Source organism: Cytobacillus sp. (assembly GCF_964223445.1).
GTDB lineage: Bacteria > Bacillota > Bacilli > Bacillales > Cytobacillaceae > Cytobacillus.
Genome location: NZ_CAXQGS010000016.1, coordinates 1 through 26,366, shown reverse-complemented (window position 1 = coordinate 26,366; position 26,366 = coordinate 1). Strand labels below are relative to the sequence as shown.

26 protein-coding genes and 1 pseudogene are annotated in these 26,366 nt (G+C 42.5%); 17 read left to right on the top strand and 10 right to left on the bottom strand.

The window, feature by feature from the left end; translation table 11 throughout:
- Both ACEQ1T_RS01930 and ACEQ1T_RS01925 read left to right on the top strand, forming a co-directional pair.
- Positions 1–635: amino acid ABC transporter ATP-binding protein (locus tag ACEQ1T_RS01930; RefSeq protein WP_370221550.1), on the top strand; the 635-nt coding region annotated here is incomplete at its 5' end.
- A gap of 247 nt (positions 636–882) precedes the next feature.
- Complete coding sequence (locus ACEQ1T_RS01925) at positions 883–1,518, top strand: histidine kinase (RefSeq protein ID WP_370221549.1); 636 nt, start codon at positions 883–885, stop codon at positions 1,516–1,518.
- 31 nt (positions 1,519–1,549) lie between these two features.
- Here ACEQ1T_RS01925 and ACEQ1T_RS01920 read toward each other — a convergent pair whose 3' ends face one another.
- The 3 genes from ACEQ1T_RS01920 to spoIIP all read right to left on the bottom strand — a co-directional run bounded on the left by ACEQ1T_RS01920 (position 1,550) and on the right by spoIIP (position 3,664).
- On the bottom strand, positions 1,550–2,296 hold the full coding sequence (locus ACEQ1T_RS01920; RefSeq protein WP_370221548.1) for a (S)-benzoin forming benzil reductase: 747 nt from the start codon (positions 2,294–2,296) through the stop codon (positions 1,550–1,552).
- 65 nt (positions 2,297–2,361) lie between these two features.
- A complete protein-coding gene (locus ACEQ1T_RS01915) occupies positions 2,362–2,544 on the bottom strand; it encodes a hypothetical protein (RefSeq protein WP_206840248.1) in 183 nt (60 codons plus the stop codon).
- A complete protein-coding gene (gene spoIIP, locus ACEQ1T_RS01910; RefSeq protein ID WP_370221547.1) occupies positions 2,531–3,664 on the bottom strand; it encodes a stage II sporulation protein P in 1,134 nt (377 codons plus the stop codon). Before spoIIP ends, ACEQ1T_RS01915 begins: the two co-directional genes overlap by 14 nt.
- A 173-nt stretch (positions 3,665–3,837) precedes the next feature.
- On the opposite strand from spoIIP, the gene ACEQ1T_RS01905 reads away from it, so the two are divergent.
- From ACEQ1T_RS01905 to rodA, 4 genes are all read left to right on the top strand, one after another.
- Positions 3,838–4,293: a hypothetical protein gene (locus ACEQ1T_RS01905; RefSeq protein ID WP_370221546.1), complete on the top strand. Its 456-nt coding sequence runs from the start codon at positions 3,838–3,840 to the stop codon at positions 4,291–4,293.
- 154 nt (positions 4,294–4,447) lie between these two features.
- Entirely contained in the window at positions 4,448–5,212 is a 765-nt protein-coding gene (locus ACEQ1T_RS01900; protein ID WP_370221544.1) for a FixH family protein, read from the top strand.
- A 262-nt stretch (positions 5,213–5,474) separates the two neighbouring features.
- Positions 5,475–6,257, top strand: coding sequence for a DUF4931 domain-containing protein (locus tag ACEQ1T_RS01895; RefSeq protein ID WP_370221543.1), 783 nt, complete (start codon positions 5,475–5,477; stop codon positions 6,255–6,257).
- Between the two features lie 527 nt (positions 6,258–6,784).
- On the top strand, positions 6,785–7,957 hold the full coding sequence (gene rodA, locus ACEQ1T_RS01890) for a rod shape-determining protein RodA (RefSeq protein ID WP_206840252.1): 1,173 nt from the start codon (positions 6,785–6,787) through the stop codon (positions 7,955–7,957).
- A gap of 32 nt (positions 7,958–7,989) precedes the next feature.
- Here the strand turns inward: rodA and ACEQ1T_RS01885 are convergent, their stop codons facing one another.
- The 4 genes from ACEQ1T_RS01885 to ACEQ1T_RS01870 all read right to left on the bottom strand — a co-directional run bounded on the left by ACEQ1T_RS01885 (position 7,990) and on the right by ACEQ1T_RS01870 (position 12,869).
- Positions 7,990–9,048, bottom strand: coding sequence for a Ger(x)C family spore germination protein (locus ACEQ1T_RS01885; RefSeq protein WP_370221542.1), 1,059 nt, complete (start codon positions 9,046–9,048; stop codon positions 7,990–7,992).
- Entirely contained in the window at positions 9,045–10,145 is a 1,101-nt protein-coding gene (locus tag ACEQ1T_RS01880) for a GerAB/ArcD/ProY family transporter (protein WP_206840257.1), read from the bottom strand. Before ACEQ1T_RS01880 ends, ACEQ1T_RS01885 begins: the two co-directional genes overlap by 4 nt.
- 35 nt (positions 10,146–10,180) lie before the next feature.
- Positions 10,181–11,674: a spore germination protein gene (locus ACEQ1T_RS01875; protein WP_206840258.1), complete on the bottom strand. Its 1,494-nt coding sequence runs from the start codon at positions 11,672–11,674 to the stop codon at positions 10,181–10,183.
- 226 nt (positions 11,675–11,900) lie between these two features.
- Positions 11,901–12,869, bottom strand: a complete 969-nt coding sequence (locus tag ACEQ1T_RS01870; RefSeq protein WP_206840260.1) for an ABC transporter substrate-binding protein — start codon at positions 12,867–12,869, stop codon at positions 11,901–11,903.
- A gap of 226 nt (positions 12,870–13,095) precedes the next feature.
- Between ACEQ1T_RS01870 and ACEQ1T_RS01865 the strand changes: the two genes are divergently transcribed.
- From ACEQ1T_RS01865 to ACEQ1T_RS01845, 5 genes are all read left to right on the top strand, one after another.
- Entirely contained in the window at positions 13,096–14,097 is a 1,002-nt protein-coding gene (locus ACEQ1T_RS01865; protein ID WP_370221541.1) for a FecCD family ABC transporter permease, read from the top strand.
- Positions 14,097–15,152 carry an iron ABC transporter permease gene (locus ACEQ1T_RS01860; protein WP_206840262.1) on the top strand — a complete coding sequence of 352 codons (1,056 nt, stop codon included), beginning with the start codon at positions 14,097–14,099 and terminating at the stop codon, positions 15,150–15,152. The genes ACEQ1T_RS01865 and ACEQ1T_RS01860 overlap by 1 nt, the downstream gene beginning before the upstream one ends.
- 83 nt (positions 15,153–15,235) lie before the next feature.
- Positions 15,236–16,060, top strand: coding sequence for an ABC transporter ATP-binding protein (locus tag ACEQ1T_RS01855; protein WP_206840263.1), 825 nt, complete (start codon positions 15,236–15,238; stop codon positions 16,058–16,060).
- Complete coding sequence (locus ACEQ1T_RS01850) at positions 16,057–16,821, top strand: IucA/IucC family C-terminal-domain containing protein (protein WP_370221540.1); 765 nt, start codon at positions 16,057–16,059, stop codon at positions 16,819–16,821. Before ACEQ1T_RS01855 ends, ACEQ1T_RS01850 begins: the two co-directional genes overlap by 4 nt.
- Positions 16,814–17,059, top strand: coding sequence for a YusU family protein (locus ACEQ1T_RS01845; protein ID WP_206840265.1), 246 nt, complete (start codon positions 16,814–16,816; stop codon positions 17,057–17,059). The genes ACEQ1T_RS01850 and ACEQ1T_RS01845 overlap by 8 nt, the downstream gene beginning before the upstream one ends.
- A 91-nt stretch (positions 17,060–17,150) precedes the next feature.
- Here the strand turns inward: ACEQ1T_RS01845 and ACEQ1T_RS01840 are convergent, their stop codons facing one another.
- From ACEQ1T_RS01840 to ACEQ1T_RS01830, 3 genes are all read right to left on the bottom strand, one after another.
- Positions 17,151–17,498 carry a spore coat protein gene (locus ACEQ1T_RS01840; RefSeq protein WP_095243555.1) on the bottom strand — a complete coding sequence of 116 codons (348 nt, stop codon included), beginning with the start codon at positions 17,496–17,498 and terminating at the stop codon, positions 17,151–17,153.
- A 15-nt stretch (positions 17,499–17,513) separates the two neighbouring features.
- A complete protein-coding gene (locus ACEQ1T_RS01835; RefSeq protein ID WP_206840267.1) occupies positions 17,514–17,786 on the bottom strand; it encodes a hypothetical protein in 273 nt (90 codons plus the stop codon).
- 158 nt (positions 17,787–17,944) lie between these two features.
- Positions 17,945–18,076, bottom strand: coding sequence for a YuzL family protein (locus tag ACEQ1T_RS01830; RefSeq protein WP_019383262.1), 132 nt, complete (start codon positions 18,074–18,076; stop codon positions 17,945–17,947).
- Between the two features lie 267 nt (positions 18,077–18,343).
- On the opposite strand from ACEQ1T_RS01830, the pseudogene ACEQ1T_RS01825 reads away from it, so the two are divergent.
- The 6 genes and pseudogenes from ACEQ1T_RS01825 to ACEQ1T_RS01800 all read left to right on the top strand — a co-directional run bounded on the left by ACEQ1T_RS01825 (position 18,344) and on the right by ACEQ1T_RS01800 (position 25,771).
- A pseudogene (locus ACEQ1T_RS01825) lies at positions 18,344–20,725 on the top strand (3-hydroxyacyl-CoA dehydrogenase NAD-binding domain-containing protein).
- Positions 20,726–20,764: 39 nt separating this feature from the next.
- Entirely contained in the window at positions 20,765–21,940 is a 1,176-nt protein-coding gene (locus ACEQ1T_RS01820) for an acetyl-CoA C-acetyltransferase (protein ID WP_370221539.1), read from the top strand.
- A gap of 68 nt (positions 21,941–22,008) precedes the next feature.
- Positions 22,009–23,793 (top strand): acyl-CoA dehydrogenase family protein, encoded by a 1,785-nt coding sequence (locus tag ACEQ1T_RS01815; RefSeq protein WP_206840271.1) that lies wholly within the window; start codon positions 22,009–22,011, stop codon positions 23,791–23,793.
- A gap of 492 nt (positions 23,794–24,285) precedes the next feature.
- Complete coding sequence (locus ACEQ1T_RS01810) at positions 24,286–24,645, top strand: arsenate reductase family protein (RefSeq protein ID WP_206840272.1); 360 nt, start codon at positions 24,286–24,288, stop codon at positions 24,643–24,645.
- A 75-nt stretch (positions 24,646–24,720) separates the two neighbouring features.
- Positions 24,721–25,104, top strand: coding sequence for a glycine cleavage system protein GcvH (gene gcvH / locus ACEQ1T_RS01805; RefSeq protein WP_009331744.1), 384 nt, complete (start codon positions 24,721–24,723; stop codon positions 25,102–25,104).
- Between the two features lie 427 nt (positions 25,105–25,531).
- Positions 25,532–25,771 (top strand): YusG family protein, encoded by a 240-nt coding sequence (locus ACEQ1T_RS01800; protein ID WP_206840273.1) that lies wholly within the window; start codon positions 25,532–25,534, stop codon positions 25,769–25,771.
- Positions 25,772–26,366 lie beyond the last annotated feature (595 nt).

Genomic DNA, 26,366 nt, shown 5'->3' with positions numbered 1-26,366 from the left:
GGCCATCCGGCTCCGGAAAAACGACCTTGCTGCGGTGCTTAAATGTGCTGGAGCAGCCTACTTCAGGCCTGCTTGCCATTGGAGATCAAGTCCTCGACTTTTCTCAGCAGGTCTCGAAAAGGCAAATACCTCCCTTCAGACGCCTTACGGGAATGGTTTTTCAGAACTATAATTTATTTCCGCATATGACTGCAATCGAAAATGTCATGGAGGGGCCGGTTACAGTGAAAGGCGAATCAAAGGAAGCGGCAAAGGAAAAGGGGGAAATGCTTTTAAGAAAAGTTGGATTAGCTGATAAATCTGCCTATTATCCTTTTCAGCTTTCAGGCGGCCAGCAGCAGCGGGTAGGGATTGCACGCGCTCTTGCAATGGAGCCAAAGGTTATGCTATTTGATGAGCCTACTTCGGCACTGGACCCTGAACTAGTTGGAGAAGTGCTGAGGGTGATGAAGGATCTGGCCGCTGAAGGAATGACAATGGTGGTCGTTACTCATGAGATGAGATTTGCAAGGGAAGCAGCGGATGAAGTCATTTTCATGGACGGCGGTATTGTAGTGGAACGCGGCAAACCTGAACAGATATTCTCCAGTCCAAAAGAAGTCCGCACCAGCCAGTTCCTGAATTTAATTCAATAGACAGACCTCTGCAGACAGGCAGAGGTCTATTTTTATCAAAAAAAAAATGCTTCCTTAACAGGAAGCGGAAAAAAAGGGGGATTTACACTTGTAGAATTAGTATGCCCGGGCAGAGTATTTCTTATTCATACCTTCTAAAAATTAATAATTGATTTAAACACATTCTCATGGATCCCTTTCGCTGCGGGGTTTATTTCATGGTATTCGTGCTATACTGAAAATAGAATCCGGTGATAGAGGTGTAAAGATGAAGGAAAATATTTTAATATGTGTAAGCAATCCCAATCATGCGGAAATACTGACCCAAAGAGGCAAAAAACTGAAGGAAGCATTTCAGGGGGATGGCTATATTCTCTCCGTAGAAAACCGGAAGCACGAAGAGCTTAACTTTAACGAGCTTCAGACAAAATACTTATTCGAAAGTTTAGCAGATAAATATGGACTGAAGATGCTCTCCAAGTATGCCGAGGGCAAAAAAATCGCCAGGGTGATAGCTGATGTGGTAAAGGAGCATAATATTACCCAGATTATCCTTGGGCAGGCTGTTCAAACCAAGCTGGAGCTGATGGTAAAGCATTCGCTGATCAATGATTTATTCCAGCTGCTTGAAGGAGTAGATATACATGTCGTAGAAGTTTCAAGAAAGGTTCATGATCCTTCTGACGACTGGGATAAGGGGCTGCCGGCCATGATCGTCAAGAAAGGCTCCGATTATCATTTAATCATTGGAGAAGATCATGAAAATGGAGTAAAGGGCATCTTTTTTAAAGAATTATCATCCGACTTCTCGAACGGTTTTTTTGTTATACAAAAAGATAATATCCATGAAGTGCTCCGTATTCACCATGGTGTTGTAGATAGTAATATATTGGGAGATAAATAAGCCGGCTCATCCAGCCGGCTTTTGCTGCTTTTTAGATTAAGTCATTTACATAATAAACTTTTCCGCTCTCAATTTCCTTCTGCTGAAGCAAATTGACTAGTGCATTAGCCACGGTTTCCGTATCCCTTAGCATGCCTTTCTCCTTATATGCCTGGAATTTTTCAAGATCATGAAATGCTTCCTTCGCTGATGAACGTATGGTTCCCTGCATAGCAGTGTCCATAACACCGGGACTAAAGGCAATAATCTTGTGGGTGCTGTCTGCTGTCAGCAGCTCCAATGCAGCTGTTTCCGTAAACATATTAATTCCGGCTTTTGTGCTGCAGTAAGCACTCCATCCCTGTATGGGCCTTTCAGCAGCACCTGAAGTAATGTTGACAATGGTCATTTCACTTGAAACTTCACGCAGCAGGATGTTGGAAATCATAATAGGAGCAATCAGATTAACGTGAGCATTTTGAATTAATGCCGCATGATCAAGGTTTCCGGCAGTACCAATTGGATCAATGACCCCTGCGTTATTAAATACATATAGGGTTTCCGGCTGTTTTTCCTTCAATAGTGCTGTCAGTTCTCTGAAAGCAGATTCAAGCTCATCCGGTGAGGACAAATTGCAGAAATATTGGGCAAAGAATAATTGATTCTCTGCAGCAAGTGTTGCCAGCTCAGGGTTTTCAGTCCTTGATACAGATATGATGCCAGTTCCTTCTGTAATCATTCTTTTGGCAATGGATGCTCCTAAACCTTTGGATGCACCTGTTATGATAGCTATTTTCATTTTGATCACTCCTATTTCCTGTTTGATTCTTCTATTAAAACAGAAAATAATTATTTTTTCCTTTATCAGCCATTGTGGTCCTTTCTGAATGCCTTCATTTCATCTTCTATTAAATTGATGATTGAGAGGATAATTCCTGAAAATAGGCTGGCAATCGTAATGATGCTTATGCCAAACAGAAGGTAAAGAATACATGTGCTGAAAAAAGTAAACAGGAGACAATAATGGCAAGCCTTAATTTTCCGCATTGACTGGTTCTGCCTTCCAGTAATATTCACTAAACACATCAGCAAATGCTTTGATGGAGTTATTCAGTTCATCCAGATTGTTTTCAACACCTCCGAATTCCAGCAAAAGAGCCCGCTCGGAAAGATCCTGATTGTAAATGCCGTTGCCTTCACTTTTTCCTTTAACAAAAACTCCCCTGCTTATTCCTTTATATTTTGCTTCCAATGCTTTATGGAGCTCGGTAGCCACTTTTAAGTTCTGTTCATAGTTTTTGTGCTCTTTGCCGACGACAAAAAACAGTCGCGCGTATGGTTCCTGGCCAATTACTGCGGTTGTTTTCCCTCGGGGAAGCGAATCCCTATGGATATCAATCAGGAATTTAACATCCTTATTCTCTGCCATGGCAGATTGTACAGTTTCTCTGGACATGGCATAGGAATTTTCCCAGTTCCAGCCCTTCTTTTTCAGTTCTGAGGCAATATTGGTTTTATCATGCTCAGCACCAATGCCTTTTCTCGCCAGCTCTTCACTAAGCTTTTTCCCGACAGCAATAACATTCACCTGTTCATTTGGACTAACGGCCTCATCAGTATCCTTTACATCTTTTAAAAGCGGAGCGAACGATTCCCAGCTGTGGGAATGGTAAATAAGAACCCCTTTTTTGTCCGGAATAACTGGAGGAGCCGTATTTTCTTCATTTTGACCGTCATTCATAGCAAGTTCTTTTTCTTTTAAAAGGACTTCTAGGGGAGGGGCAGATTCCACTGGAAGGTTGGTAAAGTCGGTACCTTCTCCGGCAACAGCAATACCAGTGTCGAAGATCGAAAAACCAGGCAGCTCCCGGCCAAGGAACGTTCTGATATCCTTCGGCTGTGTGTTGGTTGCCAGCTTAAATAGGGTTCCGGATAGGGAATAGCTTTCAGCGGGAACTTCCTTGTGAAAATAATGATTCTCAGCTTTCAAAATGTGAATGAAGAGCTGGTCGGCTTTAATGTCCTTAAGCAGCACATTCATATGTGACGAGGTGAAGGCAGCCGGATAAAGCGCAACAACCCCAGCGAGCGCCACTGCTGCACAAATACTGAAAATCCAGCTGTTTATATAAAAGAAAATAGAATGGACTCTTAATTTAGAATTCATATAAATCCCTCCATTCTCTAAATATATGACGGATAAGCTGATTTAGAAGATGGGGAACGCTCTAAAGAAAAGGAAAAACCGGGCAGAATGCCGAAATCATAAAAAGAGATGCTGAAATGAACTAATTCTATTTGTATTTAGATTTATAAGCCTGTATAAAGGAGATGCATTATATGGCACAGCCAGCATTAATTGAAAAAGACGAACATAAAAAAATAGCCATAAGCTTATTCAATAAAGTGTGGGATTTAATGGAAAATCCTGATAGAACCGATGAGGAAGACCACGAAATGATACATATGGCGCATGCATCGTGCTATCATTGGGGTGTCGCAGGTCAGCCTGTTAATCTGTCAAGGGGAGAGTGGCAGATATCCAGGGTATATACAGTCTTAAACAGAGCTGAGCCTGCTCTCTTTCATGCTAAAAGAAATCTTGAAATTTGTCTTTCTAACAAAATTGGAGACTTTGATCTGGCATTTTCTTATGAAGCTCTAGCCCGTGCATATAAACTAGCCGGCGATGAGGAAAATGCACACCAGTATAAAAAGCTGGCTTGCGAGGCTGCAGAAGAGATAGCGAAAGAAGGGGACAAAATAGTGGTCCTGAATGATCTTGCTTCCATCTAGTATAAAACTCATAATTAAAAGCAATCCTTTGTACTGAATCTCAAAAGGCCTGAAAGGGTCTTTTATTTTTTGAAAAGATTTCATTGTTTTATCACAAATGGCTTTTATATTGATAATATCAAAAGACAATATAGAAAAAGAGAGGGACACTAAATTGAAAAAGTTATTATTCAGCATAATGGCGAGCTTGCTTGTTCTTGGCGGATGCAGCCAATCAGAAGAAGAAAAGCCTGCCAAAAACGACGAAGTGCCGCAAATCATTGAAGCAGTCATCCAGGTGCCTGAAACCATTGATCCGGGTGAGGAGGCAACCCTTGCCGTCACTGTCAGACAAGGCGGTGAGGCCGTAACGGATGCGGATGAGGTGAAATTTGAAATATGGCAGGAAGGACAAAAAGAAAACGGTGAAATGGCAGAGGCAAAGCACGACTCAGAGGGGAAATATACAGCTGATCATATATTTACAGAAGAAGGCCTCTACTATGTTCAGTCCCATGTAACGGCAAGAAGCCAGCATACAATGCCAATGGTTTCCATACAAGTTGGCGAGGCAAAAGCGGAGGACCCGGGAACGGAGCATGAACAAGAAAATGAGGGACATGAAGAAGGCCACTCTCACAGCCATGGCGGAGAAGTATCCATTGAGCTGCAGGCACCTGACCAAATTCATGTAAACGAACAAACAGCTTTATCTGCCATGGTTGATAATGAAGGGGAACCGCTGGCGGATGCTAAAGTAAAGCTTGAAATCTCACTTAATGGCGCAACGCCTCAATGGGTGAACATGCCTGAAACGGAACCGGGCAAATACACTGCCGACCATCAGTTTAGCGATGCGGGCACATACACCATCACGACACATGTTGAAAAAGGCGACGATATTCACGAGCACACAGAAACTGAACTAACGGTGCAATAAAGCATTAATCAGCGGGGTTCTTTCATGCCCTGCTGATTTTTTGTTGGGTCAGGCAGGAGTTATTTAATTATACAGATGAACTTTAGCTGTAGTTTGGGATCCTGCAGGGCAAGTTCGGACAGGAAAGGCAGAAAAAGGCCGGAGTCTGTCCGAACCTGGGTCTCCTTCGGGCAAGAGCGCCAAAGAAACTGCCTCAGATACTCCGCTTTCATTTTCATGATAATATAAGGGGAGAGATTACAGAAAAGCAGGTGTCAAAGAGATGTCAGAAACACATTTGCATTTTAATACGGGAATTGGGGTCCAAAAGCCTAATAGCATTCGGAATAAGGATATAAACTGCCCTTTTTGTGCAAGGGAGGAGCTGACGGATATTATCGCCGTTGAGGATTCAATTATTTTGCTGAAAAATAAGTTTCCTGTTCTGGAAAACTCCTATCAGACCGTGCTGATTGAAACGGATCTATGTGACGGTGAGCTATCCATTTATCCTGAGGAGCATTTGGTCAGGCTGATTTCATTTGGATTAAAACATTGGCTTCAAATGGAAGAGAGCGGAGAATATGAGTCTGTTTTATTTTTCAAAAACCACGGTCCATTATCCGGGGGGAGTATTGCCCATCCGCATATGCAAATAGTCGGATTGAGAAATATTGATTACAAGGAAAAAATTCAGGCAGAGGACTTTGAAGGCCTCCTTATACATGAGGAAAGCAATACGGTGTTCACTTTATCCACTTCACCTAGAATCGGTTTTTATGAATTCAATGTAAAGCTTGCCGATCAGGATGATATTCCGTACTTTGCAAAATGCATCCAGGCAGCTGCCCATTATATTCTGAATGCCTTTCCATTTCCAAGCAATAGTTATAATTTGTTTTTCTACAGGCTGGGCAGGGATATTTACGCAAAAATTGTTCCCCGCTATATTACCACACCAATTTTTATTGGCTACAGCATCCCTCAGGTACCTAATAATCTTGAATGGATGAGAGATGATATAAAAGTGAGATATTTCAGCGGGAAGTTTAAAGCCAGGCCTTAATGCCTTGTGTACCCGATTGATGGGTACCTTAGACGGATGCTGAATATGGAAGGAAATAACCATTCTCAGTAATCATAAAAATTTGAAATAATACCCATTCGCTTTTAGAAGTTGTGATTTATCTCTATAAAAAATATAATGAAATATTGTAGCGGGGAATAATGTGAGGTACATACCTATTCCTTGCGCTGTGCTCCGTTATGCCTTAAAAGCTAAAGGCAAATGGTTTTGTTAATTGATAAGAATATATGAATTCTGAAGTTAGATTACTGTCTAGCTCCAGCGCCTGCCCCCTCAAGCACAAGCCGAGCCCCCCAAAAAGGCATAGGACGCCTTTCCGTGAGGCTCGTCTTGTGCTTGAGGCCCGCAGGACAAGGAAGGCTTCGTCAGCATAAACATCGCACGACCAAGAGCGACAGCTTTTGGGAGGATGCGGGTTATGCAGACGTTGCCACAGGACGTGGCGTTCTTAGTCTGCGTTCCTTGGTGGGCAAGGCGCTTCCGCTTTTCTTTAAAGGAGAATGATCATGACCTCAAATCGATATACACCTCCTAAGCTGGATTGGGGCTTAGTATTAATATTGATGCTTTTATTTCTAGTAAGTGCCGTTTCCATTTACAGCGCACAGACAACGGGACAATATACAGAAAACTTCCTTTTGAAGCAGGTTGTCTGGTATGCCGTTGGAACAGGAATCATCGCTGCGGTAATCACACTGGATTCCGATCAGCTGAAGAAGATTTCCTGGTATGTGTACGGCCTGGGAATTGTACTGCTTGGATTCCTGATTGTGGCGCCATCAAGCATTGCCCCGGTCATTAATGGGGCGAAGGCATGGTACAAGGTTCCGGGTATGGGTTCCCTGCAGCCTGCAGAACTTGTTAAAGTGTTTATTATTCTGGTATTAGCGAAAACAATTGACGAGCATCACCAAAAAAATGCATATAAAACCATGCAGACTGATTTATGGCTGCTCATTAAACTGGTTGGTTTAACAATGGTGCCGCTGCTGCTGGTTATGCAGCAGCCTGATTTAGGGACAAGCCTTGTATTTCTGGCAATCATGCTTGGCATGATATTCATTTCAGGAATCAGCTGGAAGCTTCTGGCGCCAATATTTGGAACAGGAGCCGCTCTTGCAGGGACTATTCTGTATTTTGTTTTATGGCATCCGGATATTCTGGAGAAGTATTTAGGGGTAAAGGAATATCAGTTTGCACGTATTTATTCCTGGATTGATCCTTATAACTATCAAAGTTCAACCGGATTTCAACTGACACGCTCCCTCCTTGCCATTGGATCAGGGGAAACAAGCGGGAAAGGATATGGAACGAGGGAAGTCTATCTTCCTGAAAGCCATACCGACTTTATTTTCAGTATCGTAGGGGAAGAATTTGGTTTTGTAGGCGCAAGCATTGTCGTCAGCCTTTTCTTTCTGCTGATTTACCATATTACCAAGATTGGCATGGAAACCAATAACAATTTTTATACCTATATTTGTGTAGGTGTCATCAGCATGGTTACATTCCATGTCTTTCAAAATATCGGGATGACCATCGGCCTTTTGCCAATCACAGGCATACCGCTTCCTTTCATCAGCTATGGAGGAAGCTCGCTGATGGGGAATATGCTGGCCATGGGGCTGATTTTCTCGATCCGCTATCACTATAAAAAGTATATGTTCTCGACAAATGATTAAAATTGAAAGAGCGGGCTGCGAAAGCCCGCTCTTTATTCAATTACACCGGTTTCTTCAATTGTTACATTGCTTTTCACATCAAAACTCAGCTTTTTGTAGTCATCTTCCCACTTTTTAAAATCAAAATTCCGATGCTTGGATTTTTTCATTTGGCCAAGCCCAATTGGATCAATTCCGAGTTCCTGAAACTGTTTTAATAGTCTGAGGCATTCCTTTTCGACCTTATTCTCCAGGTTCTTTTGAACAGCGCTAACAACCTCTGATGCTAACTTATCTCCGGTATACTCCCGAATAATCCCTTCAATGTTAATCGTTATGGAAGCATGATGATCAGTTATCTTAATTTTATGCTTGGACCTTAAACTCTTTACAGCAGCTAACTCACCCTTTTTTAATTTAACATCGAAGTTTCCTTCACTATATTTATCGACCAGCAATTTAAAAAAGAACATATCTTTTACAGGAAGGATTTCTACTTCCTTATCATCTTTAAAAAGGCTGATTCCAACTATCTCCACTTTATCATCAGCGATTTTTTTTAGACGAGGCAGAAAAGGGTCCTTGCCATTCTGATAATAATCATTGGCCAAGATATGCAGATTGGTTTTGGGAATATCCCGATGGTCAATATTATGCTGTATAAGATTATAAATATAGGTTGAATTCCCTCTTGTTCCATACTCTCCTGCCATCAGATCCTCCGCTTTTCCCTCCGAAGTTGCAACAAATACCCGAGCTCCAATACTTGCGTCTCTTTGAAAGGAATCTACAAGATCATAAATTCCTTTCCTGGAAAGTTCCGGTCCAAAAACTGCCAGTTTTAACCCGCCTGTTACGACTGGCTCTGATGATTGTTTAGTCACTTCGAGAAGAAGGTCCTGGCGCAGCTTCCCACTTCCTGAGAATGTCCGGTTAATCACACTTTTATCAGGCTGGAATTCCTGGAATAATACAGTACCTCTATATTTGTCTTTTGAATCATCTGCTACATCATAGCCAACTCCTACTTCAATATTAATATCATCGAGTATTTCTTTGTCCACACAGCCGGTAAGCAGCAAAACAAGACAGAATAGTATAAGCTTCCTCATTTTTTCTTCCCCTTTTTCAGCTTCTTGGCGATCATCACAGCAGCGAAAAGCAAAGGAATGTAAATAAAGGTAAAAGCAAATCCCATTTTTCCTACATAGTCATTAAGTGTATTGATCTTTTCTCTTGTATCCAGAAAATATATAACGGACAGCACTGCAGCAACTACAAAAAACACTCCCACTTTCTGGCGGATATTAAAGACCCGTTTAATAAGCCTGGAGGCGATCCAGATGGAAATGCACACATTCGGAAGAATGATTAGGTTCCAGTTGGCAATCCCGATATATTCAAATCGTTCAACAAAGGGCATTTCAACAATTTTCCACATCGTTAAGCTGGCCCAAATTTGTTTAGCCAGCTGGTCTTCGGCAAAATAGGCAAAAGTAATAATCGCTAGAATTGTGTAAATAAGAGTGGTTGTTAATGCGCCCAGATGAGCCCACTTCTGTGATTTTTTTGGCTCTTTAATAAATGGATAGAAAAAAAGGATGATTTCAAACCCAATAAAAGTAAGGGACATATGATAAGAAGCTGTAAGAATCTCTTTAATGGAATGATCCCAGATGGGCAGCAGATTGTAAAAGTTGGAGAATTTAATCGCCCAGCCGAATGTGAGGAGGAGGTAAGCCGGCAGTACAAGCCCGAAGAAGGCTGTACCGACTACTGTTCTAAATCCTCCAAAAATAATATAAACACAAAGAATCATAAAGCCGAAGGAGAACCAGAAAGTGCTTAATTCAGGGAACATCCAAACCTGTATGACTTCAATAAATGTCCTTACTACTGTTAAGGAATACAGGATAAAATAGCCAATAAAAATGAAGCAGAGTGCCTTGCCGAAAAAGTTCCCTACGACGTATTTGTGAGCTGTTACAATATCGCCGCCAACGGTCTCGCCTATTTTATAAATCATCCAAATAATTACATGGATGCATCCGCCGGCAAATAATATGGAAATCCACGCATCGTATCCTGCATCCATTGCAATTATCCTTTGATATCCTAATACACCAATCCCTATTTGCATGGACATGACCAAGTAAAATACTAAAAAGGGAGAAATCTGCAATCTTTCTGGTATGGGCTGTTCCTTCATCTGGTTCACCTCCATTTAAGTTGGTACATTTGGCATTATTCGTCGATATCTTTTTTCTCTTCCGCCTTTTTCTTACTGAAGCGGATTGGATTTTTTGTCCGCAAAAATATCGGCCTTTTGGATTGCTTTTCAAATGGAAGCCTGATAAGGGCATCTTTCATATCCACAACACGAGGCGGATAGAGCGGCTCAAGGAATGGCCTGCCAAGTGAAGTCAGCCGTATTAAATGAGTCAGCAGTAAACAGAAGCAAAATACAATCCCGAGCAGGCCCCATAATTCTGCGAAAAACAGGAAGGGAAAGCGCAGCAGACGGATCGTATTGCCCATCCTGTATACAGGTGTTGTAAAGGAGGCGAGAGCGGCGAGAGCTACAATAATGAGCAGGACGTTACTCGTTAAGCCTGCTTCTACAGATGCAGTCCCAATTACGATTCCTCCCACGATACCGATTGTCTGGCCGACCTTGGTCGGAAGTCTGGCTCCTGCCTCACGCAGCAATTCAATGGTCAGCTCCAGAAACAATGCCTCCAGAATCGGAGGGAGTGGAATCTCCCGCCTTGATGTAATTAATGTACTAAGCAAATCCTTTGGAATAAGTTCATAATGATATGAAAGGGTTGCTACATAAATAGGTGTAACCAGTATGGAAAATGCAACTGCGAACAAACGGATGAGCCGGAAAAAAGAAGATAAAATCCAATTTAAAAAATAATCTTCAAAAGAACTGAAAAATTCAACAAGCGTGGTTGGTGTAATTAACACATGAGGTGAACCGTCAACCACAATGGCTATTTTTCCCTCTGCCAAAATTCCCGCGACCCTGTCAGGCCGCTCTGTATCAAGCAGCTGAGGGAAAGGGGAATTAGAGTTATCACTAATCAGCTGAACAATATAGGAACTGTCTGTAATGGCATCAAATTTCACATTTGTAAGTCTCTGTCTGACAGTGTTTACATTATCCTCATTTGTGATATCTTCCATATAAAGGATAGCGACTGAAGTTTTTGACAGGCTTCCCAGTGTGAATTCTTCAATAATCAGTTCTTTTACCGGCAGACGTTTCCGGATTAAATTTAAATTTTGGCCCATTGACTCGACAAAGGCTTCTTTAGGACCGATAACGGAAAATTCAACTTCAGGCTGGCTTAGCCCCCTGACGATTTCTTTTTGTGCAGCTATAAAGCCGAAATGTTTAAGTTCTGTCTCAATCGTCAGCATGACGTAGCCATTTAAAAGCTTTTGTTCGATTAGAGAAGGATCATCACAAATCTGAACATCGGCCACAGGGACAAGCTGTTTAATATCCTCTATTTCCCTGAATTCTTCTTCAAGCAGATTGGGGAGAACACCATCCTGAATAATATTTTCATCAATTAAAGTAGCCATGAAAGTAAGTCCAAAGCGCACATTTGTTTTTTGGTTATAATAAAAGATTTTTTTGAAGTCTTTGGATTTAATCAAGGATTTTTCCCATTCCTTATGCTGGATATCCTCTTTAATCCGCTTATTTTTCAACCATTTTCTCATAGGAAAATCACCATCATTTTTGGCATTACGCTTATTGTTGCCGGTTTTGGAAAACTTATGAATGGAAGGCAATAAAAAAAGAAAGTTTTGGTTGTATGGCAGTAATAGCGGGGAAAATGTAATATGGACAAATAAAAAAGGAACCTGATTGGTTCAGGTTCCTTTTAATATATTTGAGCTCCTATAAAAGAGGGGGTATTATGGGAGCGCAATCACGAGTTTAGCATTACTTCACTAGATATTTCTCTAAGTCATCCAATAGCAGGTTAGCAGCAATAACGCCGCCGGCAGTATTCCAGATGGTATCGCTGACTTCATGAACATTGCCTTCCTGTGCTACTTTAAGGTTTTTGAATAATGGATCTTCAATCCATTCTTTTGCAAGCTTGTTTGCTTCGCCATCACCAGTTTCATATGTGAAGTAGAATAATACATCTCCATCCATAGCAGGAATGCGTTCTTTTGTTGCATTTACCTCAGCGAAGTCATCTACATTCTGGCTTTCCGGGCGTGCAAGTCCAATTTGATCAAGAATGACGCCTGAGAAGGAGTCTTTATGGTAGATGCGGACATCGCCAGCCATAAAGCGGACAATGGAAACTTCCTGGTTTAAATTATCGCCAAGGCTTGTTTTAATTTCTTCGATACGGCTGTCATAATCTGCAATGACTTTTTGGCCTTCTTCTTCTTTATTAAGTGCTTTTGCATATAATTCAAAGTTTTCCTTCCAGTTTCCGCGCAATGTTTCAGCGAAAATAGTAGGGGCAATATCATTTAACTGGTCATAGATTTTTTCCTGGCGCATCTTGTTGCCAATGATAAGGTCCGGCTGCAGCGCTGCAATTGCTTCAACATTGACTTCGCTTTCGGTCCCCACAACCTGAACATCTTTCATATCATCAGCGATGTGTTCATACCATGGATCGCCAGTCCAGGACTGAACGGCACCAACTGGTGTAACACCCAAGGAAAGTAATGCTTCTGTACCTTCGTTTGTCAAAATAACAACTTTTTCAGGCGCTTTATCAAGCTTAGTTGTGCCCATTGCATGCTCAACTGTATAGCCTGTATTTTCTGTTTTGTTTCCTTCTTTTTCCTTATCAGCTGTCTCATCCTGTTCGCTGTTATTCCCGCAGGCAGCCAGGAACAAGATAGTGAAAACTGAAAGAATTGCAAGTAAAGACTTGAATTTCATTATGTACTCCTCCAATTTTGCGTTGTTAATGATAATCATTTTCATTTGACATTTTTATAGTACTGTGGACACTTAAAATTGTCAATAGGTAATTGAAAATCATTTTCATTTAATTTGATAAATGATCAGTGAAAATGATTTTCAAACTCATTGACAGCTATACTCCCGTACAATAGACTGAAAATATAAGTAAACTTTATTATTTGATGCAAGAAAGGTATTATCTATGGAGCTAAAAACAAATTTTGCAAGGTGGGCTGGGTTAATTGCAGCTATCCTGCTATTACTAGTATTAATGTCTTTCAGTATTGTATACGGATATACTGACACAACCTGGAAGATGGCAATTGATGCATTTACAAAATTCGATGGAACGAATGAGCACATAATCATTCAATCAGTCCGACTGCCTAGAGCCTTGATTGCGGCGTCGGTAGGGGCAAGCCTTGCGATAGCGGGCGTATTGCTCCAGACATTGACAAAGAATCCCCTTGCAGCTCCTGAGATTTTCGGAATAAACGCGGGTGCTGGATTTGCTGTCGTTATTACAGTAACGCTCTTTTCAATTAGTAACTTGCAGGTCTTTACATGGGTTTCATTTCTGGGAGCTGCTGTTTCATTTATTTTTGTATATATAATTGGCTCTATCGGCAGGGAAGGGCTGACACCCATGAAATTAACCCTTGCCGGTGCTGCGATGAGTGCCATGTTTGCTTCGATGACACAAGGCTTTCTCGTTATTAATGAGACTGCCCTGGAACAGGTGCTATTTTGGCTGGCAGGATCGGTATCGGGGAGGAAGCTGGAGACCCTCGCAGCTGTATTCCCATATTTATTAGCCGGCTGGATCTTCTCGATGATCATTGCGGGGAAATTGAACGTCTTATCAATGGGCGAGGATGTAGCGAAGGGGCTTGGCCTGAAAACAGGACTGCTGAAATTGGGTGCGGGGATTGTTATTGTGCTTCTCTCAGGAGGAGCGGTGGCTGTTGCTGGTCCTATTGGCTTTCTGGGCATCGTCATTCCCCATTTAACCCGTGCAGTTGTCGGCATTGATCATCGCTGGGTGATACCTTATGCTGGCCTTTTCGGGGGGATGCTCCTTCTTGTAGCGGACATAGCATCAAGGTATATCATCATGCCGCAGGAAGTTCCTGTTGGAGTCATGACAGCTGTAATTGGAACTCCTTTCTTTGTGTATATTGCCAGAAGGGGGTTCAATCAGTAATGAAAAAATATTATAACTTGCGTTTGTTTAGCGATAGAATTTCTTTTTTAGTAAACCGGAAAGCACTTATCACTTTTTTATTATTGGCAGCAGCTGCTGCCGGAGTTTTTGTCATCAGCACCGGCACGGGTGAAATGAAAATCAGCCCTCTGAAGGTAGTGCAGGTATTCTTTGGCGGGGGTTCGGATATGGATAGGCTGGTCATTCAGTCATTCAGACTTCCAAGAATTATCGTCGCCTTAATGGTAGGAATAGCGCTTGCTGCAGCGGGGGGCATCCTGCAGGGAATTATCAGAAATCCGCTTGCATCTCCTGACATAATCGGGATTACAGGAGGGGCATCTGTAGCAGTTGTGGCTTTTCTTGCTTTTTTTAGTGATAAAAATAATGCCTTAACTGTAAGTATTAATTGGATGCCTCTTGCAGCTTTTGCTGGTGCTGCTATTTTGGCCTTCCTTGTTTATTTTCTTGCCTATAAGGATGGTGTGTCGCCAGTACGGCTTGTTTTAATTGGGATCGGACTTGCAAGCCTAATGAAGGCATTGACCACCTTGATGATGGTCTTTGGGCCGATTTACCAGGCAAGCCAGGCGAATATTTGGATCACCGGGACTGTTTACGGTTCAAATTGGGATAATGTCGCAATTTTGGTCCCGTGGACAATCGTGTTTCTGGTATTGGCGTTTGTTTTAGCACGAAATGTCAATATCCAGGAACTTGGAGATGATATTGCAAAGGGTGTAGGGAGCACAGTACAGAAATACCGGTTTCTTTTGCTGATGGTCAGCACAGCATTAATTGGCGGGGCTGTTGCATTTGGCGGCGGGATAGGCTTTGTTGGATTAATGGCTCCTCATATGGCCCGGAGGCTGGTTGGCTCTGCTTTTGGCGCTTTGCTTCCGGCTTCCGCACTGATTGGAGGAATCCTTGTGATGGCAGCCGACCTGATAGGCAGGACTTTGTTCTCTCCGCTTGAAATCCCGGCGGGTGTTTTTACAGCCAGCATTGGCGCACCTTACTTTATTTACCTGCTTTTCAAGACAAGAAACGCATAAGCTGGAAAAGCTTGAAACTCGTATTGTATTAGTAACTGGATAGCCTATAGATATAGATAATAACGAAAAGGAGAGGGGCAGAAATGACAGCAGGGCAAGCGATCGCAACAAAAGACTTAACCTTATCATATGGGGACACCATTATTATTAATGAATTGGACCTGGAAATTCCTAAGGGAGAAATCACAGTATTTATCGGTGGAAATGGCTGCGGAAAATCGACATTGCTAAGGTCCATTGCCCGGCTGCTAAAGCCTAAATCAGGTGCCGTTTTATTGGAAGGTGAGGCTATAGCAAGACTATCGACCAAAGATGTTGCCAGAAAGATGGCGATTCTGCCCCAATCCCCTTCTGCGCCAGAAGGACTCACTGTGCTGCAGCTTGTCAAACAGGGGCGGTACCCTTATCAAACATGGCTGAAGCAATGGTCAACTGAAGATGAATTAAAGGTCAGAAATGCCTTAAAGGCCACAGGCATGGAAGAATTAAAAGACCGGACTGTCGATTCATTATCCGGGGGACAGCGCCAGCGCGCCTGGATAGCCATGACATTGGCTCAGGATACTGATACGATTCTGCTTGATGAGCCTACTACCTATTTAGATATGACCCACCAAATTGAAATACTGGACTTATTATTTGAATTAAATGAAAAAGAAAAGCGTACCATCGTCATGGTGCTGCATGATCTGAATTTGGCCTGCCGCTATGCCCATAATATTGTTGCCATAAAGAATCAGAAGGTTTTCGCTCAGGGCAAGCCCGAACATGTCATAAATTGCGGATTAGTCAAAACCGTATTCGGCATGGAGTGCGAGGTTACGATAGATCCATTATTCGGCACACCGCTCTGCATCCCTTATGGGAAAGGCAGATGTATTTTAAAAGGGCAAGGATTCCAGGGATGATTAAATTAACAGGAGAACAGGCAGAAGCTCTCAGGCAGTTCAGACTTGCCCAGGATTCAGGAGAACGGTCTCCTTTAACCATTGAAGTGAAAAAGCTGCTGGATACCGGTCAGACAGGTTCATACCTGGATAAAGTGAAAAATCATATAGGAGCAGCTGATAAAAAAACGGCTGCTTCTATATTAATTAAAAGATATGCCTTTCTGCCTGTAATTTACTTGTATAGCATGACGTCCTGGAATATCAAATTGGATATCAGGCATGAAAATGTAACATTTGTCAGTCAGGAACAAGATGGACTATGGCTTCCCGGCTTTAGTTTTATTCACCTTCAAGGCAAAGGTATTGAGACGGAAAGGGAAAATTGGAGAGAGGATGCTGTAGGAACTCTTTTTAATGGCCATATCTTTCCGGTATTGAATAGAATAGCAAACGAAGCAAATGTTTCTAAATTTATTCTTTGGGAGAATATAGCGATTTATCTGTTCTGGCTTTATGAAAAGATTTTACCTTCGGAAACACATTCGGAACAGGCTGCTGAAGATTTTAAGTTTATCCTTGAAGAGGCTTCTGGCAATTTGTTCGGCTGCGGAAATACTAATCCCTTAAAGAAATTTGACAGTAATAAAATACTGATAGAAAGTACCGGCAAAACAGTGAGGCCAAGAAAAACATGCTGCTTTTCCTATTTGACCAGCAGCGGCAAACGATGCGGAACATGTCCACAGGCTTGCAGGATAAAGGAGGATCGCAATGAATGAGAAGTTGAAGGAACAGCTGGATGGCCTGCTTGAAAAATATACCGAACTTCTAATCGGAGAGACCTCCCCGGAGTTAAAAGAAAAGGTTGAAGCTTGGGCTCTGTACTCTTTTATAGCGAAATCCATGCCGCCTCTAGCCAAACATTGGAATGATACATACCCTGATGCAAAAGAGGAAATGAAGGCTCTGATCGCCGAAATTAAAACAATGAATGAAGAGATTAGAAACAAAAAATAGGTAATAATTTTAGGATCTGGAAAAACCGCTGCAGATAAAAAATCAGCGGTTTTTTTTGAGGAATGTTTTGCACTTGTTAAATGCAGCTTTCTTATTGCATCTGACCATTGCCATATGGCAATTGATTTGTATAGCCCTGAAATTGCTGATAAGATTGCTGAAGCTTCTGCTGGTCAGCCGCTTCAACTTTATACCAGCCTTTTTTGAACATTAGATTATAAAATTCTCTCTGCTGGTTTTGTGTTTCGTTAAAAGCCGCAAGAATATCCTGATACAGGTTCTGATGGCTTGCCTCATTTAGGGCAACAGAGTAGGCATCAGTCATATATTTTTCTGTAGATAAAATATCATTCGTAAAATCCCGTTCATTCATTTGCGGTGTTTTATTCACCTGTGTCTCAGGATTTTGAATCGTATTTGGATTCTGGTTCTGGTTCATTTTCAAGGCTCCTTCCTATTGCATTCCCATAAAGCTTTGCTGATTTTGCTGGTTTAAATGAACAAGCAGCTGTTCGTAGTGTCGCTGATGCATTTGGCCGCATTGCTCGAAGTGTGTTTTTAGCTCCTGGTCCTGGCATTGCTGAGCGTAAAAATGCGCTTTTTTACAGGCGAGAAGGTTCCAGGAAAGCATATCTGTTAGGTAAAGGGCATCCTTAGTGGAAATAACAGCAGGAGGCTGCTGCATAATGCCCTGCTGGTTCTGCATATTCATATTTGGCTGTTGCATTAATTGTCCCTCCAATTCTTTTAGCGCTATAATAACTGCATTTCTTTTCGAGGATATCTTTCCTCTTAAAAACGTTTACTATTCTGCAGAAAATGAATCACCTGTATACATAATGGAAACTATAAAAGGCTGACGGCAGCCAGCCTTTAAACAGCAGGTTATCGCTTATATTGATTATTTTGGCTATTCCTTTTTTTAGGCCCTTGCCTTTCAACGGTAGGACCCGCATCTCCCTGGACACTTGCAGCGCTGACACCTGCTTTAGAAGGATCTTTTTTCATTTTTCCCATTTCTTTCACCTCCGTAACGAACAAAAAATGTTTCCCTTTTAGAGTGTCCAAAACACTTATTTACATTTCGCATAAAATATATAAATAACAGCTGAGGCGTTAAAAGAATTCAAAACATTTTTAAATTTCCACTTAAAATCATTGCGTAAATTTTGCAAATATTTTATAGTTATACTAACAGAACTCATTCAGAAGAGAAGCATATTTTTTTTGAGATTAAAATGAATGAGTATTCATTCAAAAAAGTTAAAGGGGGAAATAAAGTTGATCCAACAAATAAACAAGGCGGCAGTTTTAGGCTCCGGAGTCATGGGTTCAGGAATCGCAGCCCATCTGGCCAATATCGGAATCCCGACATTATTACTGGATATCGCTCCTCGCGAACTAACGGATGCTGAAAAGGCAAAGGGGCTTACTCTTGAAGATAAAGCAGTCCGCAATCGAATCAGTGAAGGAAACCGCCAAAAATTATTAAAGCAAAAACCGGCTCCATTAACTTCCAAAAAGAACATTGCGTTGATTGAGGCGGGAAACTTTGAAGATGACATGGAGCGTCTAAAGGATGTCGATTGGATTATTGAAGTTGTTGTTGAGAATCTCGCCATAAAGAAGCAGGTTTTTGAAAAAGTGGACCAATTCCGCAAGCCTGGTAGCATCGTCAGCTCCAATACGTCTGGAATATCTGTAGAAGCAATGTCAGAAGGGCGCTAGGAAGATTTCCAAAAAAACTTTCTTGGAACACATTTCTTTAATCCTCCTCGCTACTTAAAGCTTCTTGAGGTCATCCCTACTAAAAAGACTTCTTCTGAAGTGCTGTCATTTATGAAGCAATTTGGAGAAGATGTACTGGGAAAAGGAGTAGTTGAAGCAAAAGATACACCAAACTTTATCGCCAATCGAATCGGAACTTATGGCCTGCTGGTTACAGTGCAGGAGATGCTAAAGGGCGGGTACAGTATCGGTGAAGTAGATTCCATAACCGGACCGCTGATTGGCCGGCCAAAAAGTGCTACATTCAGAACACTTGATGTTGTAGGGCTTGATACATTTATACACGTGGCAAACAATGTTTATGACCAGGTGGACGGGAAAGAAAAGGATGTATTTGAAGTTCCGGGCTTTATGAAAGTGATGCAGGAAAAAGGCTGGCTTGGAAGCAAGTCAGGGCAAGGATTTTTCTTGAAAAAGGGCAAAGAGATTCTTGAGCTGAATCCTGAATCTCTGGAATACGGTCCGCGCAAAAAGCTTAAGACAGCTTCCACGGAATTGAGCAAGCAGGAAAAAGGCACTTCTGGAAAATTGAAAGCGCTTGTCTATTCAGATGACCGTGCAGGCCAATTATTGTGGAATATCCTGAGTCCGGCTCTTCTTTACTCGGCGCAATTACTCGGCGAAATAGCTGATGAAGTAACAGCAATAGACAAAGCGATGAAATGGGGCTTTGGCTGGGAAATGGGGCCATTTGAAACCTGGGATGCCATTGGTGTAGGGAAATCTGTTCAGAAGATGGAAGATGCAGGTGAGGAAGTGCCGGCATGGGTAAAGAATATGCTGGAAAAAGGATTTGATTCTTTCTATAAAGAAGAGGAAGGCAAGCGATATTTCTATCACAATGGCGAGTACAGATTGATTGAGGAAAACCCTAAAGCAATCAATTTGAAACAGTTAAAGAAGCAAAAAGGTGTAATTAAAAAGAATACCGGTGCAAGCATGATTGATCTAGGCGATGGTGTTGCACTGCTTGAATTCCATTCGCAAAGCAATGCCATTGGACTGGATATTATCCAAATGATCAACTTTGCAGTGGATGAAGTGGAGAAGAACTACAAAGGGCTTGTTATCGGGAATCAGGGCAAAAATTTCTGTGTAGGCGCGAACCTCGGAATGATCCTCATGGAAGCGCAGGATGACAATATATATGAACTGGATATGGTAGTCCGCCAGTTCCAGAATGCCATGATGAAAATTAAGTACAGTGCGAAACCGGTTGTTGCGGCTCCATTTGGCATGACGCTTGGAGGCGGGGCTGAGGTTTGTCTGCCGGCAGCACATATTCAGGCATCAAGTGAAACATATATGGGACTAGTTGAAGTGGGGGTAGGCCTGATTCCGGGAGGCAGCGGTAATAAGGAGCTATACCTCAAACATCTTGAAAGTATGCCAAATGGTGTTGATTTTGACCTTCAAAAGGTTGCCAATAAAGTTTTTGAATCAATTGCAATGGCAAAGGTTTCTACATCAGGAGAAGAAGCAAGGGATAATAACTTCCTGAACCTTGCTGATGGAATCAGTGTGAATGGAGACCATCTTCTCTATGATGCAAAGCAGGCTGTACTGGCTCTTCATGACAAAGGCTATAAGCCTCCAGTCCGCAAAAAAGTGCCGGTTGTCGGAGAAACAGGATATGCAACACTTCTGCTTGGAGCTCAGGCAATGCTTTATTCCGGCTATATCTCAGAGCACGATCTTAAAATCGCTAAAAAGCTGGCTTATGTAATTGCAGGCGGAAAAGTCCAATATGGAACAGAAGTAGATGAGCAATATCTGCTTGATCTGGAGCGGGAAGCATTCCTTAGTCTTGTGGCTGAACCGAAATCTCAGCAGCGTATGCAGCACATGCTTTTAAAAGGAAAGCCATTGCGCAACTAAATGATAGATTAGGACATTAAGAGAAAGAGAGGGAACATAATGAGAGAAGCGGTAATAGTTGCAGGTGCCAGGACACCGGTCGGAAAAGCCAAAAAAGGTACGCTTGCAAACGTCAGGCCGGATGACTTAGGTGCACTTGCAGTAAAGGAAACCCTTAAGCGCGCAGGAAATTATGAAGGAAATATCGATGATCTAATTATCGGCTGTTCAATGCCTGAAGCAGAACAGGGTCTGAACATGGCAAGGAATATCGGAGCTCTTGCCGGACTTTCACATGAAGTGCCGGGGATAACAATCAATCGCTATTGTTCTTCAGGCCTGCAGGCAATTGCCTATGCAGCTGAAAAAATCATGATTGGCCATGCAGATACAATCATTGCGGGCGGAGCGGAATCTATGAGCCTTGTGCCAATGATGGGGCATGTAGTCCGCCCGAATGCCAAACTGGCCGAAACAGCTCCCCAATACTATATGGGTATGGGACATACAGCTGAAGAAGTTGCAAAGAAGTATGGCATTACACGAGAAGACCAGGATGCATTTGCGGTCAGAAGTCATCAGAGGGCTGCGCAGGCAATCCGGGAAGGCAAATTTGAAGATGAAATTGTGCCAGTAGACGTAACGTTTAAATCCATTGGGAAAGACAATAAGCTTACAGAAAAAACAATCCAGTTCAGCAAGGATGAAGGCGTCCGTGCGGATTCTACAGTTGAAACACTTGGAAAACTGCGTCCGGCATTCTCGGTAACCGGCAGTGTCACAGCTGGAAATTCCTCGCAGACAAGTGATGGAGCTGCAGCTGTGATGGTAATGGACCGGGAAAAGGCGGAGTCTTCTGGGCTGAAGCCAATGGCTAAATTCAGAAGCTTTGCAGTAGGCGGTGTTCCTCCTGAAATCATGGGTGTCGGTCCAGTTGTTGCCATTCCTAAAGCGTTAAAGCTTGCAGGGCTGGAGCTTTCCGATATCGGTTTGTTTGAATTGAATGAAGCTTTTGCGTCCCAATCCATTCAAATTATCCGTGAGCTGGGCTTAGATGAAGAGAAAGTAAATGTTAATGGAGGGGCGATTGCACTTGGACACCCGCTGGGCTGCTCCGGTGCCAAGCTCACTCTATCTCTAATCCATGAAATGAAGCGCCGCAATCAGCAATTCGGGGTTGTAACAATGTGCATCGGAGGCGGAATGGGCGCCGCTGGAGTATTTGAGCTTTTATAATATGAACCAATAATCCGGAGGAGAAGCCAGCAGCTTTTTCCCGCAAAATAGAATGGAGGAAATAGATAATGTCAAACCAAACTGAAAATCTTATTAAAGGCGGAAGCTTTTTAATCGAAGATGTTTCCTATGACCGGGTTTTTACGCCTGAGGACTATACAGATGAGCAGATTATGATTGCTAAGACAACTGAAGATTATGTTGTAAATGAAGTTGTCCCGCAAATTGAGCATCTTGAAAACCACGAATTTGACCGGTCGGTAAAGTTATTGAAGCAAGCTGGAGACCTTGGACTATTAGGCGCAGATGTTCCTGAGGAATACGGCGGACTTGCTTTAGATAAAGTAAGCTCTGCACTTATTGCCGAGAAAATGGCGCGTGCAGGCGGCTTTTCCATATCGCATGGTGCACATGTTGGAATCGGCTCCCTTCCGATTGTTCTTTTCGGAAATGAAGAGCAAAAACAAAAATACCTTCCTGCACTGGCTACTGGTGAAAAGCTTGCTGCTTATGCATTGACGGAGCCAAGCTCAGGTTCTGATGCTCTTGGAGCAAAAACGAATGCCAAGCTGAATGCTGAGGGTACTCACTATGTATTAAACGGAGAAAAGCAATGGATAACGAATGCAGGCTTCGCAGATGTATTCGTAGTATACGCAAAAATTGACGGCGAACACTTCTCTGCATTCATCGTTGAAAGAGAGTTCCCAGGTGTATCTGTAGGGGCAGAAGAAAAGAAAATGGGAATTAAGAGCTCTTCTACCCGTACGTTAATTCTTGAAGATGCCCAGGTGCCAAGAGAAAATCTTCTTGGTGAATTTGGCAAGGGACATGTGATTGCTTTTAATATCTTAAATATTGGCCGCTATAAGTTAGGTGTAGGAGCAGTTGGCGGTGCGAAGCGCGCATTCGAACTTGCCGTTCAATATGCCAATCAGCGCCAGCAGTTTAAGACACCAATCGCGCAGTTTAATTTGACAAAAGAAAAGCTGGGAACGATGGCTTCTAAGATTTATGCCGCTGAAAGTGCAGTATATCGGACTGTAGGCTTATTCGAGGACCGTATGAGCAAGCTTTCGGACGAAGAAGTGAAAGATGGAAAAGAAGTGGCGAAGTCAATCGCTGAATATGCTATTGAGTGCTCTATGAATAAATTCTTTAATACGGAAGTCCTCGACTACGTAGTGGATGAAGGTGTTCAGATCCATGGAGGCTATGGATTCATGGCTGAATATGAGATTGAAAGAGCTTACCGTGATTCACGCATTAACCGTATTTTCGAAGGAACAAACGAAATCAATCGTCTGCTGGTGCCTGGCACGTACCTCCGCAAAGCACTAAAAGGAGAGCTTCCATTATTTCAGAAAGCCCAGGCGCTGCAGGAAGAGCTCATGATGATGATGCCTGAAGAGCCAGGTGACGAGCCGCTTGCACAGGAAAAATATCTGGTGAAAAACGCGAAGAAAATCGGCTTGCTTGCAGCTGGTTTAGCAGCACAGAAGTACGGAAAAGCTCTTGAAAAAGAACAGGAAGTACTTGTAAACATTGCGGATATTATTTCAAATGCTTATGCAATGGAGTCTGTAGTACTCCGCACTGAAAAGGCTATTGAAAAGGCAGGACTTGAAAAGAGCAAGCAAAAACTTCTGTACACCCAAATCTTCTGCCAGGAAGCATTTAACAAAATCGAGCAGGATGCAAAAGAAACACTTGTAGCAGTAGAAAATGGCGATGCCCTGCGCATGATGATGTCTGCACTTCGCAAATTCACCCGCCACACCCCAATCAACGTCATTGCAAAGAAGCGTGAAGCATCAGAAAAACTGATCGACGCGGAACGTTTCACAGTTTAATCGATTTAGGCTCCCTTTATCAAGAAGGGAGCTTTACTTTTTTCAAAGCTGTTTTCGTATATTCTTTTGCTGCAAACTAAGTTTAAAATATCTGAGTTGATTGGAGCGGAGGGCGCTTGATCCTCGAAAATGCTGCCGCATTTCCTTCGTGCGGTGTAAGTTCGAGGAGGCTTAATCAATGTCCTGCGGGAAGTGAGGGAAGTGAGAGACCCCGAAGGCGAAGACGAGGAGGCTCTCATCTCTCCCCTCGGAAAGCAAGTGCCTGGAGCGGAAATCAACGGGCAACATTAGCGAACAACAATTATTATTAAAACAGTTTTTGGAAAAATAGCCCTTAAAAGATTTTTTTTTTTGCCAGAAGGATTATATAGAAATTTGTCGAATATTAAATTGGTGATCAATGTTATGCTTTGTCATCCATTTATGTTACTATTCAATTAAAAGGCAGCAATTTTGGATAAGCCTGAATTTGCTAAAATGGGTGGTGAAAAAATGGCGTTGACTTTTTATTGGTATCCTAAGTGCGGGACATGCCGAAAGGCCAAGAAATGGCTTGATGAACATAATCTTTCCTATGAAGAAATACATATAACAAACAATCCGCCTTCTCGAAGTGAACTTGAAACGCTTTATAAAAAGAGCGGATTAGAACTAAAAAAGTTCTTTAATACGAGTGGCCAAAAATACAGGGAACTCGGCATGAAGGACAAGATGAAGACCTCTTCGGAAGAAGAACTGCTCGATATTCTGGCAACAGACGGCATGCTGATCAAGCGTCCGCTGCTGACAGATGGAGAGAAAGTAACAGTGGGCTTCAAAGAAGAGGAATATGAAAAGAAATGGCTTTCCTAATAGCTGGAAGCCATCATTAACCATGAGATCGATTTACTGATCATAAATTGAACTATTAATATGGAGGGATACATAATGAGCACACCAAAAGAATTACGTTATTCAGAAGAGCATGAGTGGGTAAAAACAGAAGATGGGAAAGTACGCATTGGGATTACGCATTTCGCGCAATCGGAACTTGGTGACATCGTATTCGTTGAGCTTCCTGAAGTTGGCGATGAACTAAGTGCAAACGAGCCATTCGGAAGCGTAGAATCTGTAAAAACAGTTTCTGAACTTTATGCGCCTTTAAGCGGTAAAGTGGTTGAAGTAAATGAAGACCTTAACGACAACCCTGAATTCGTGAACGAATCCCCATATGAAAAAGCATGGATGGTTGTGGTGGAGCCTTCAGATTTAAGCGAAGTAGAAAGCTTGATGACTGCTGAGCAATATGAAGAAATGACAAACGAAGACTAATGAGTGAAAGCCGGTTCTTTAAGAACCGGCTTTTACGCTGTTACTGAGGGGCTGATCAAGGGTTCTCCTATTAGAATTTGTATCTATGTACTTGGAGACATGTCTAGCTCCAGCGCCTATCCCCTCGAGGTCACAAGCTTGTCTAGTTGCGGCTCCTAGGGACTCGGGATCATAAGCCGTTTCCTTTCAGAAGGAAAAACGCCTTCTTACAGGAACCGTCTTATGCCTGTCGTCCCTGGGCAGTCGCCTCCACATTTCTGGCAATCCTCCCAAAAAGGCAAAGGACGCCTTTCCGTGAGGCTCGTCTTGTGCTTGTCGGGGGTGGACAAGGCGCTTGCGCTTTTCTTACTGGCTTTAATTGCTATTTTTCTTTTACAGAGAAAGGGCAAACTATAGATACCTAAATGCATGAAAGGATTGGTTACCCATGACATTGAATCAGCAGAAAATCGATATTACAGACCGGGTTGTCGGCAAGCTTCAAAATAATGGGATAGATCTTTATCTTGAAAACGAAAAAATTGGCCAAATCAGCCTTCCTGAAGGATCTTCCTTTAACTTGTCCCATCATTATGAAACCGACCACCAAAAAATATATCAGAATGTCTCCGTTCCAGATAAAGCGCAAGAGCGCTACACAGACTGTGACGAAGGCGGCTGGTGCTGACTATTGTAAACAGCGGAATGGATTCCGCTGTTTATTTAATAGGCTAAAGCAATATTACCGGGCATACAATGAAATAGGCCTTTTAAGATTACTGCAATGATTATTTTTCTTCAAAAACGTTTCCTTTACTAAACTGTAGAATTAATATATAAAATCAGTGCAGTGCTACCTCCAATATGGGCAGGAGATTCACACCATTACCGAGAATAATGAATATATTGAGATAAAAACCAATGCATGACTGGTTTTTGAATTTTGGCTGTTTTTGTAAACTTTGCTTACGACAACTAAGTTTGACAACTGAGTTGATTGGAGCGGAGGGCACTTGATCCTCGAAAATGCTTCCGCATTTTCTTCGTGCGGTGCTGATTCAAGGAAGCTATTTTTCAATGTCCTGCGGGAGGAGAGGGAAGTGAGAGACCCCGCAGGCGAATCCGAGGACGCGCCCAGGCCGAAGCCGAGGAACTTCGCCCGAGGAAACCCGTGGAGCGTGACTGGTGATGCATCACGTCGTCCACCCCGAATTCACTCGACGATCCCGCCAACGCATGCCGCGTCTGGTCGTGATGCTGATCGCCTGCCTCGGATCGCTGAC

What these genes read in the sequence shown, in the direction of transcription:
- ACEQ1T_RS01885 (WP_370221542.1), bottom strand. Translation starts at nt 9,048, where the DNA reads ATGAGGAAGCTTATACTATTCTGTCTTGTTTTGCTGCTTACCGGCTGT.
- ACEQ1T_RS01870 (WP_206840260.1), bottom strand. Translation starts at nt 12,869, where the DNA reads ATGAAATTCAAGTCTTTACTTGCAATTCTTTCAGTTTTCACTATCTTG.
- gcvH (WP_009331744.1), top strand. Translation starts at nt 24,721, where the DNA reads ATGAGCACACCAAAAGAATTACGTTATTCAGAAGAGCATGAGTGGGTA.
- ACEQ1T_RS01865 (WP_370221541.1), top strand. Translation starts at nt 13,096, where the DNA reads ATGGAGCTAAAAACAAATTTTGCAAGGTGGGCTGGGTTAATTGCAGCT.
- ACEQ1T_RS01895 (WP_370221543.1), top strand. Translation starts at nt 5,475, where the DNA reads ATGTCAGAAACACATTTGCATTTTAATACGGGAATTGGGGTCCAAAAG.
- ACEQ1T_RS01875 (WP_206840258.1), bottom strand. Translation starts at nt 11,674, where the DNA reads ATGAGAAAATGGTTGAAAAATAAGCGGATTAAAGAGGATATCCAGCAT.
- ACEQ1T_RS01920 (WP_370221548.1), bottom strand. Translation starts at nt 2,296, where the DNA reads ATGAAAATAGCTATCATAACAGGTGCATCCAAAGGTTTAGGAGCATCC.
- ACEQ1T_RS01810 (WP_206840272.1), top strand. Translation starts at nt 24,286, where the DNA reads ATGGCGTTGACTTTTTATTGGTATCCTAAGTGCGGGACATGCCGAAAG.
- ACEQ1T_RS01815 (WP_206840271.1), top strand. Translation starts at nt 22,009, where the DNA reads ATGTCAAACCAAACTGAAAATCTTATTAAAGGCGGAAGCTTTTTAATC.
- ACEQ1T_RS01905 (WP_370221546.1), top strand. Translation starts at nt 3,838, where the DNA reads ATGGCACAGCCAGCATTAATTGAAAAAGACGAACATAAAAAAATAGCC.
- ACEQ1T_RS01860 (WP_206840262.1), top strand. Translation starts at nt 14,097, where the DNA reads ATGAAAAAATATTATAACTTGCGTTTGTTTAGCGATAGAATTTCTTTT.
- ACEQ1T_RS01850 (WP_370221540.1), top strand. Translation starts at nt 16,057, where the DNA reads ATGATTAAATTAACAGGAGAACAGGCAGAAGCTCTCAGGCAGTTCAGA.
- ACEQ1T_RS01820 (WP_370221539.1), top strand. Translation starts at nt 20,765, where the DNA reads ATGAGAGAAGCGGTAATAGTTGCAGGTGCCAGGACACCGGTCGGAAAA.
- ACEQ1T_RS01915 (WP_206840248.1), bottom strand. Translation starts at nt 2,544, where the DNA reads ATGCGGAAAATTAAGGCTTGCCATTATTGTCTCCTGTTTACTTTTTTC.
- spoIIP (WP_370221547.1), bottom strand. Translation starts at nt 3,664, where the DNA reads ATGAATTCTAAATTAAGAGTCCATTCTATTTTCTTTTATATAAACAGC.
- ACEQ1T_RS01800 (WP_206840273.1), top strand. Translation starts at nt 25,532, where the DNA reads ATGACATTGAATCAGCAGAAAATCGATATTACAGACCGGGTTGTCGGC.
- ACEQ1T_RS01830 (WP_019383262.1), bottom strand. Translation starts at nt 18,076, where the DNA reads ATGGGAAAAATGAAAAAAGATCCTTCTAAAGCAGGTGTCAGCGCTGCA.
- ACEQ1T_RS01835 (WP_206840267.1), bottom strand. Translation starts at nt 17,786, where the DNA reads ATGCAACAGCCAAATATGAATATGCAGAACCAGCAGGGCATTATGCAG.
- ACEQ1T_RS01840 (WP_095243555.1), bottom strand. Translation starts at nt 17,498, where the DNA reads ATGAACCAGAACCAGAATCCAAATACGATTCAAAATCCTGAGACACAG.
- ACEQ1T_RS01880 (WP_206840257.1), bottom strand. Translation starts at nt 10,145, where the DNA reads ATGAAGGAACAGCCCATACCAGAAAGATTGCAGATTTCTCCCTTTTTA.
- ACEQ1T_RS01845 (WP_206840265.1), top strand. Translation starts at nt 16,814, where the DNA reads ATGAATGAGAAGTTGAAGGAACAGCTGGATGGCCTGCTTGAAAAATAT.
- rodA (WP_206840252.1), top strand. Translation starts at nt 6,785, where the DNA reads ATGACCTCAAATCGATATACACCTCCTAAGCTGGATTGGGGCTTAGTA.
- ACEQ1T_RS01925 (WP_370221549.1), top strand. Translation starts at nt 883, where the DNA reads ATGAAGGAAAATATTTTAATATGTGTAAGCAATCCCAATCATGCGGAA.
- ACEQ1T_RS01855 (WP_206840263.1), top strand. Translation starts at nt 15,236, where the DNA reads ATGACAGCAGGGCAAGCGATCGCAACAAAAGACTTAACCTTATCATAT.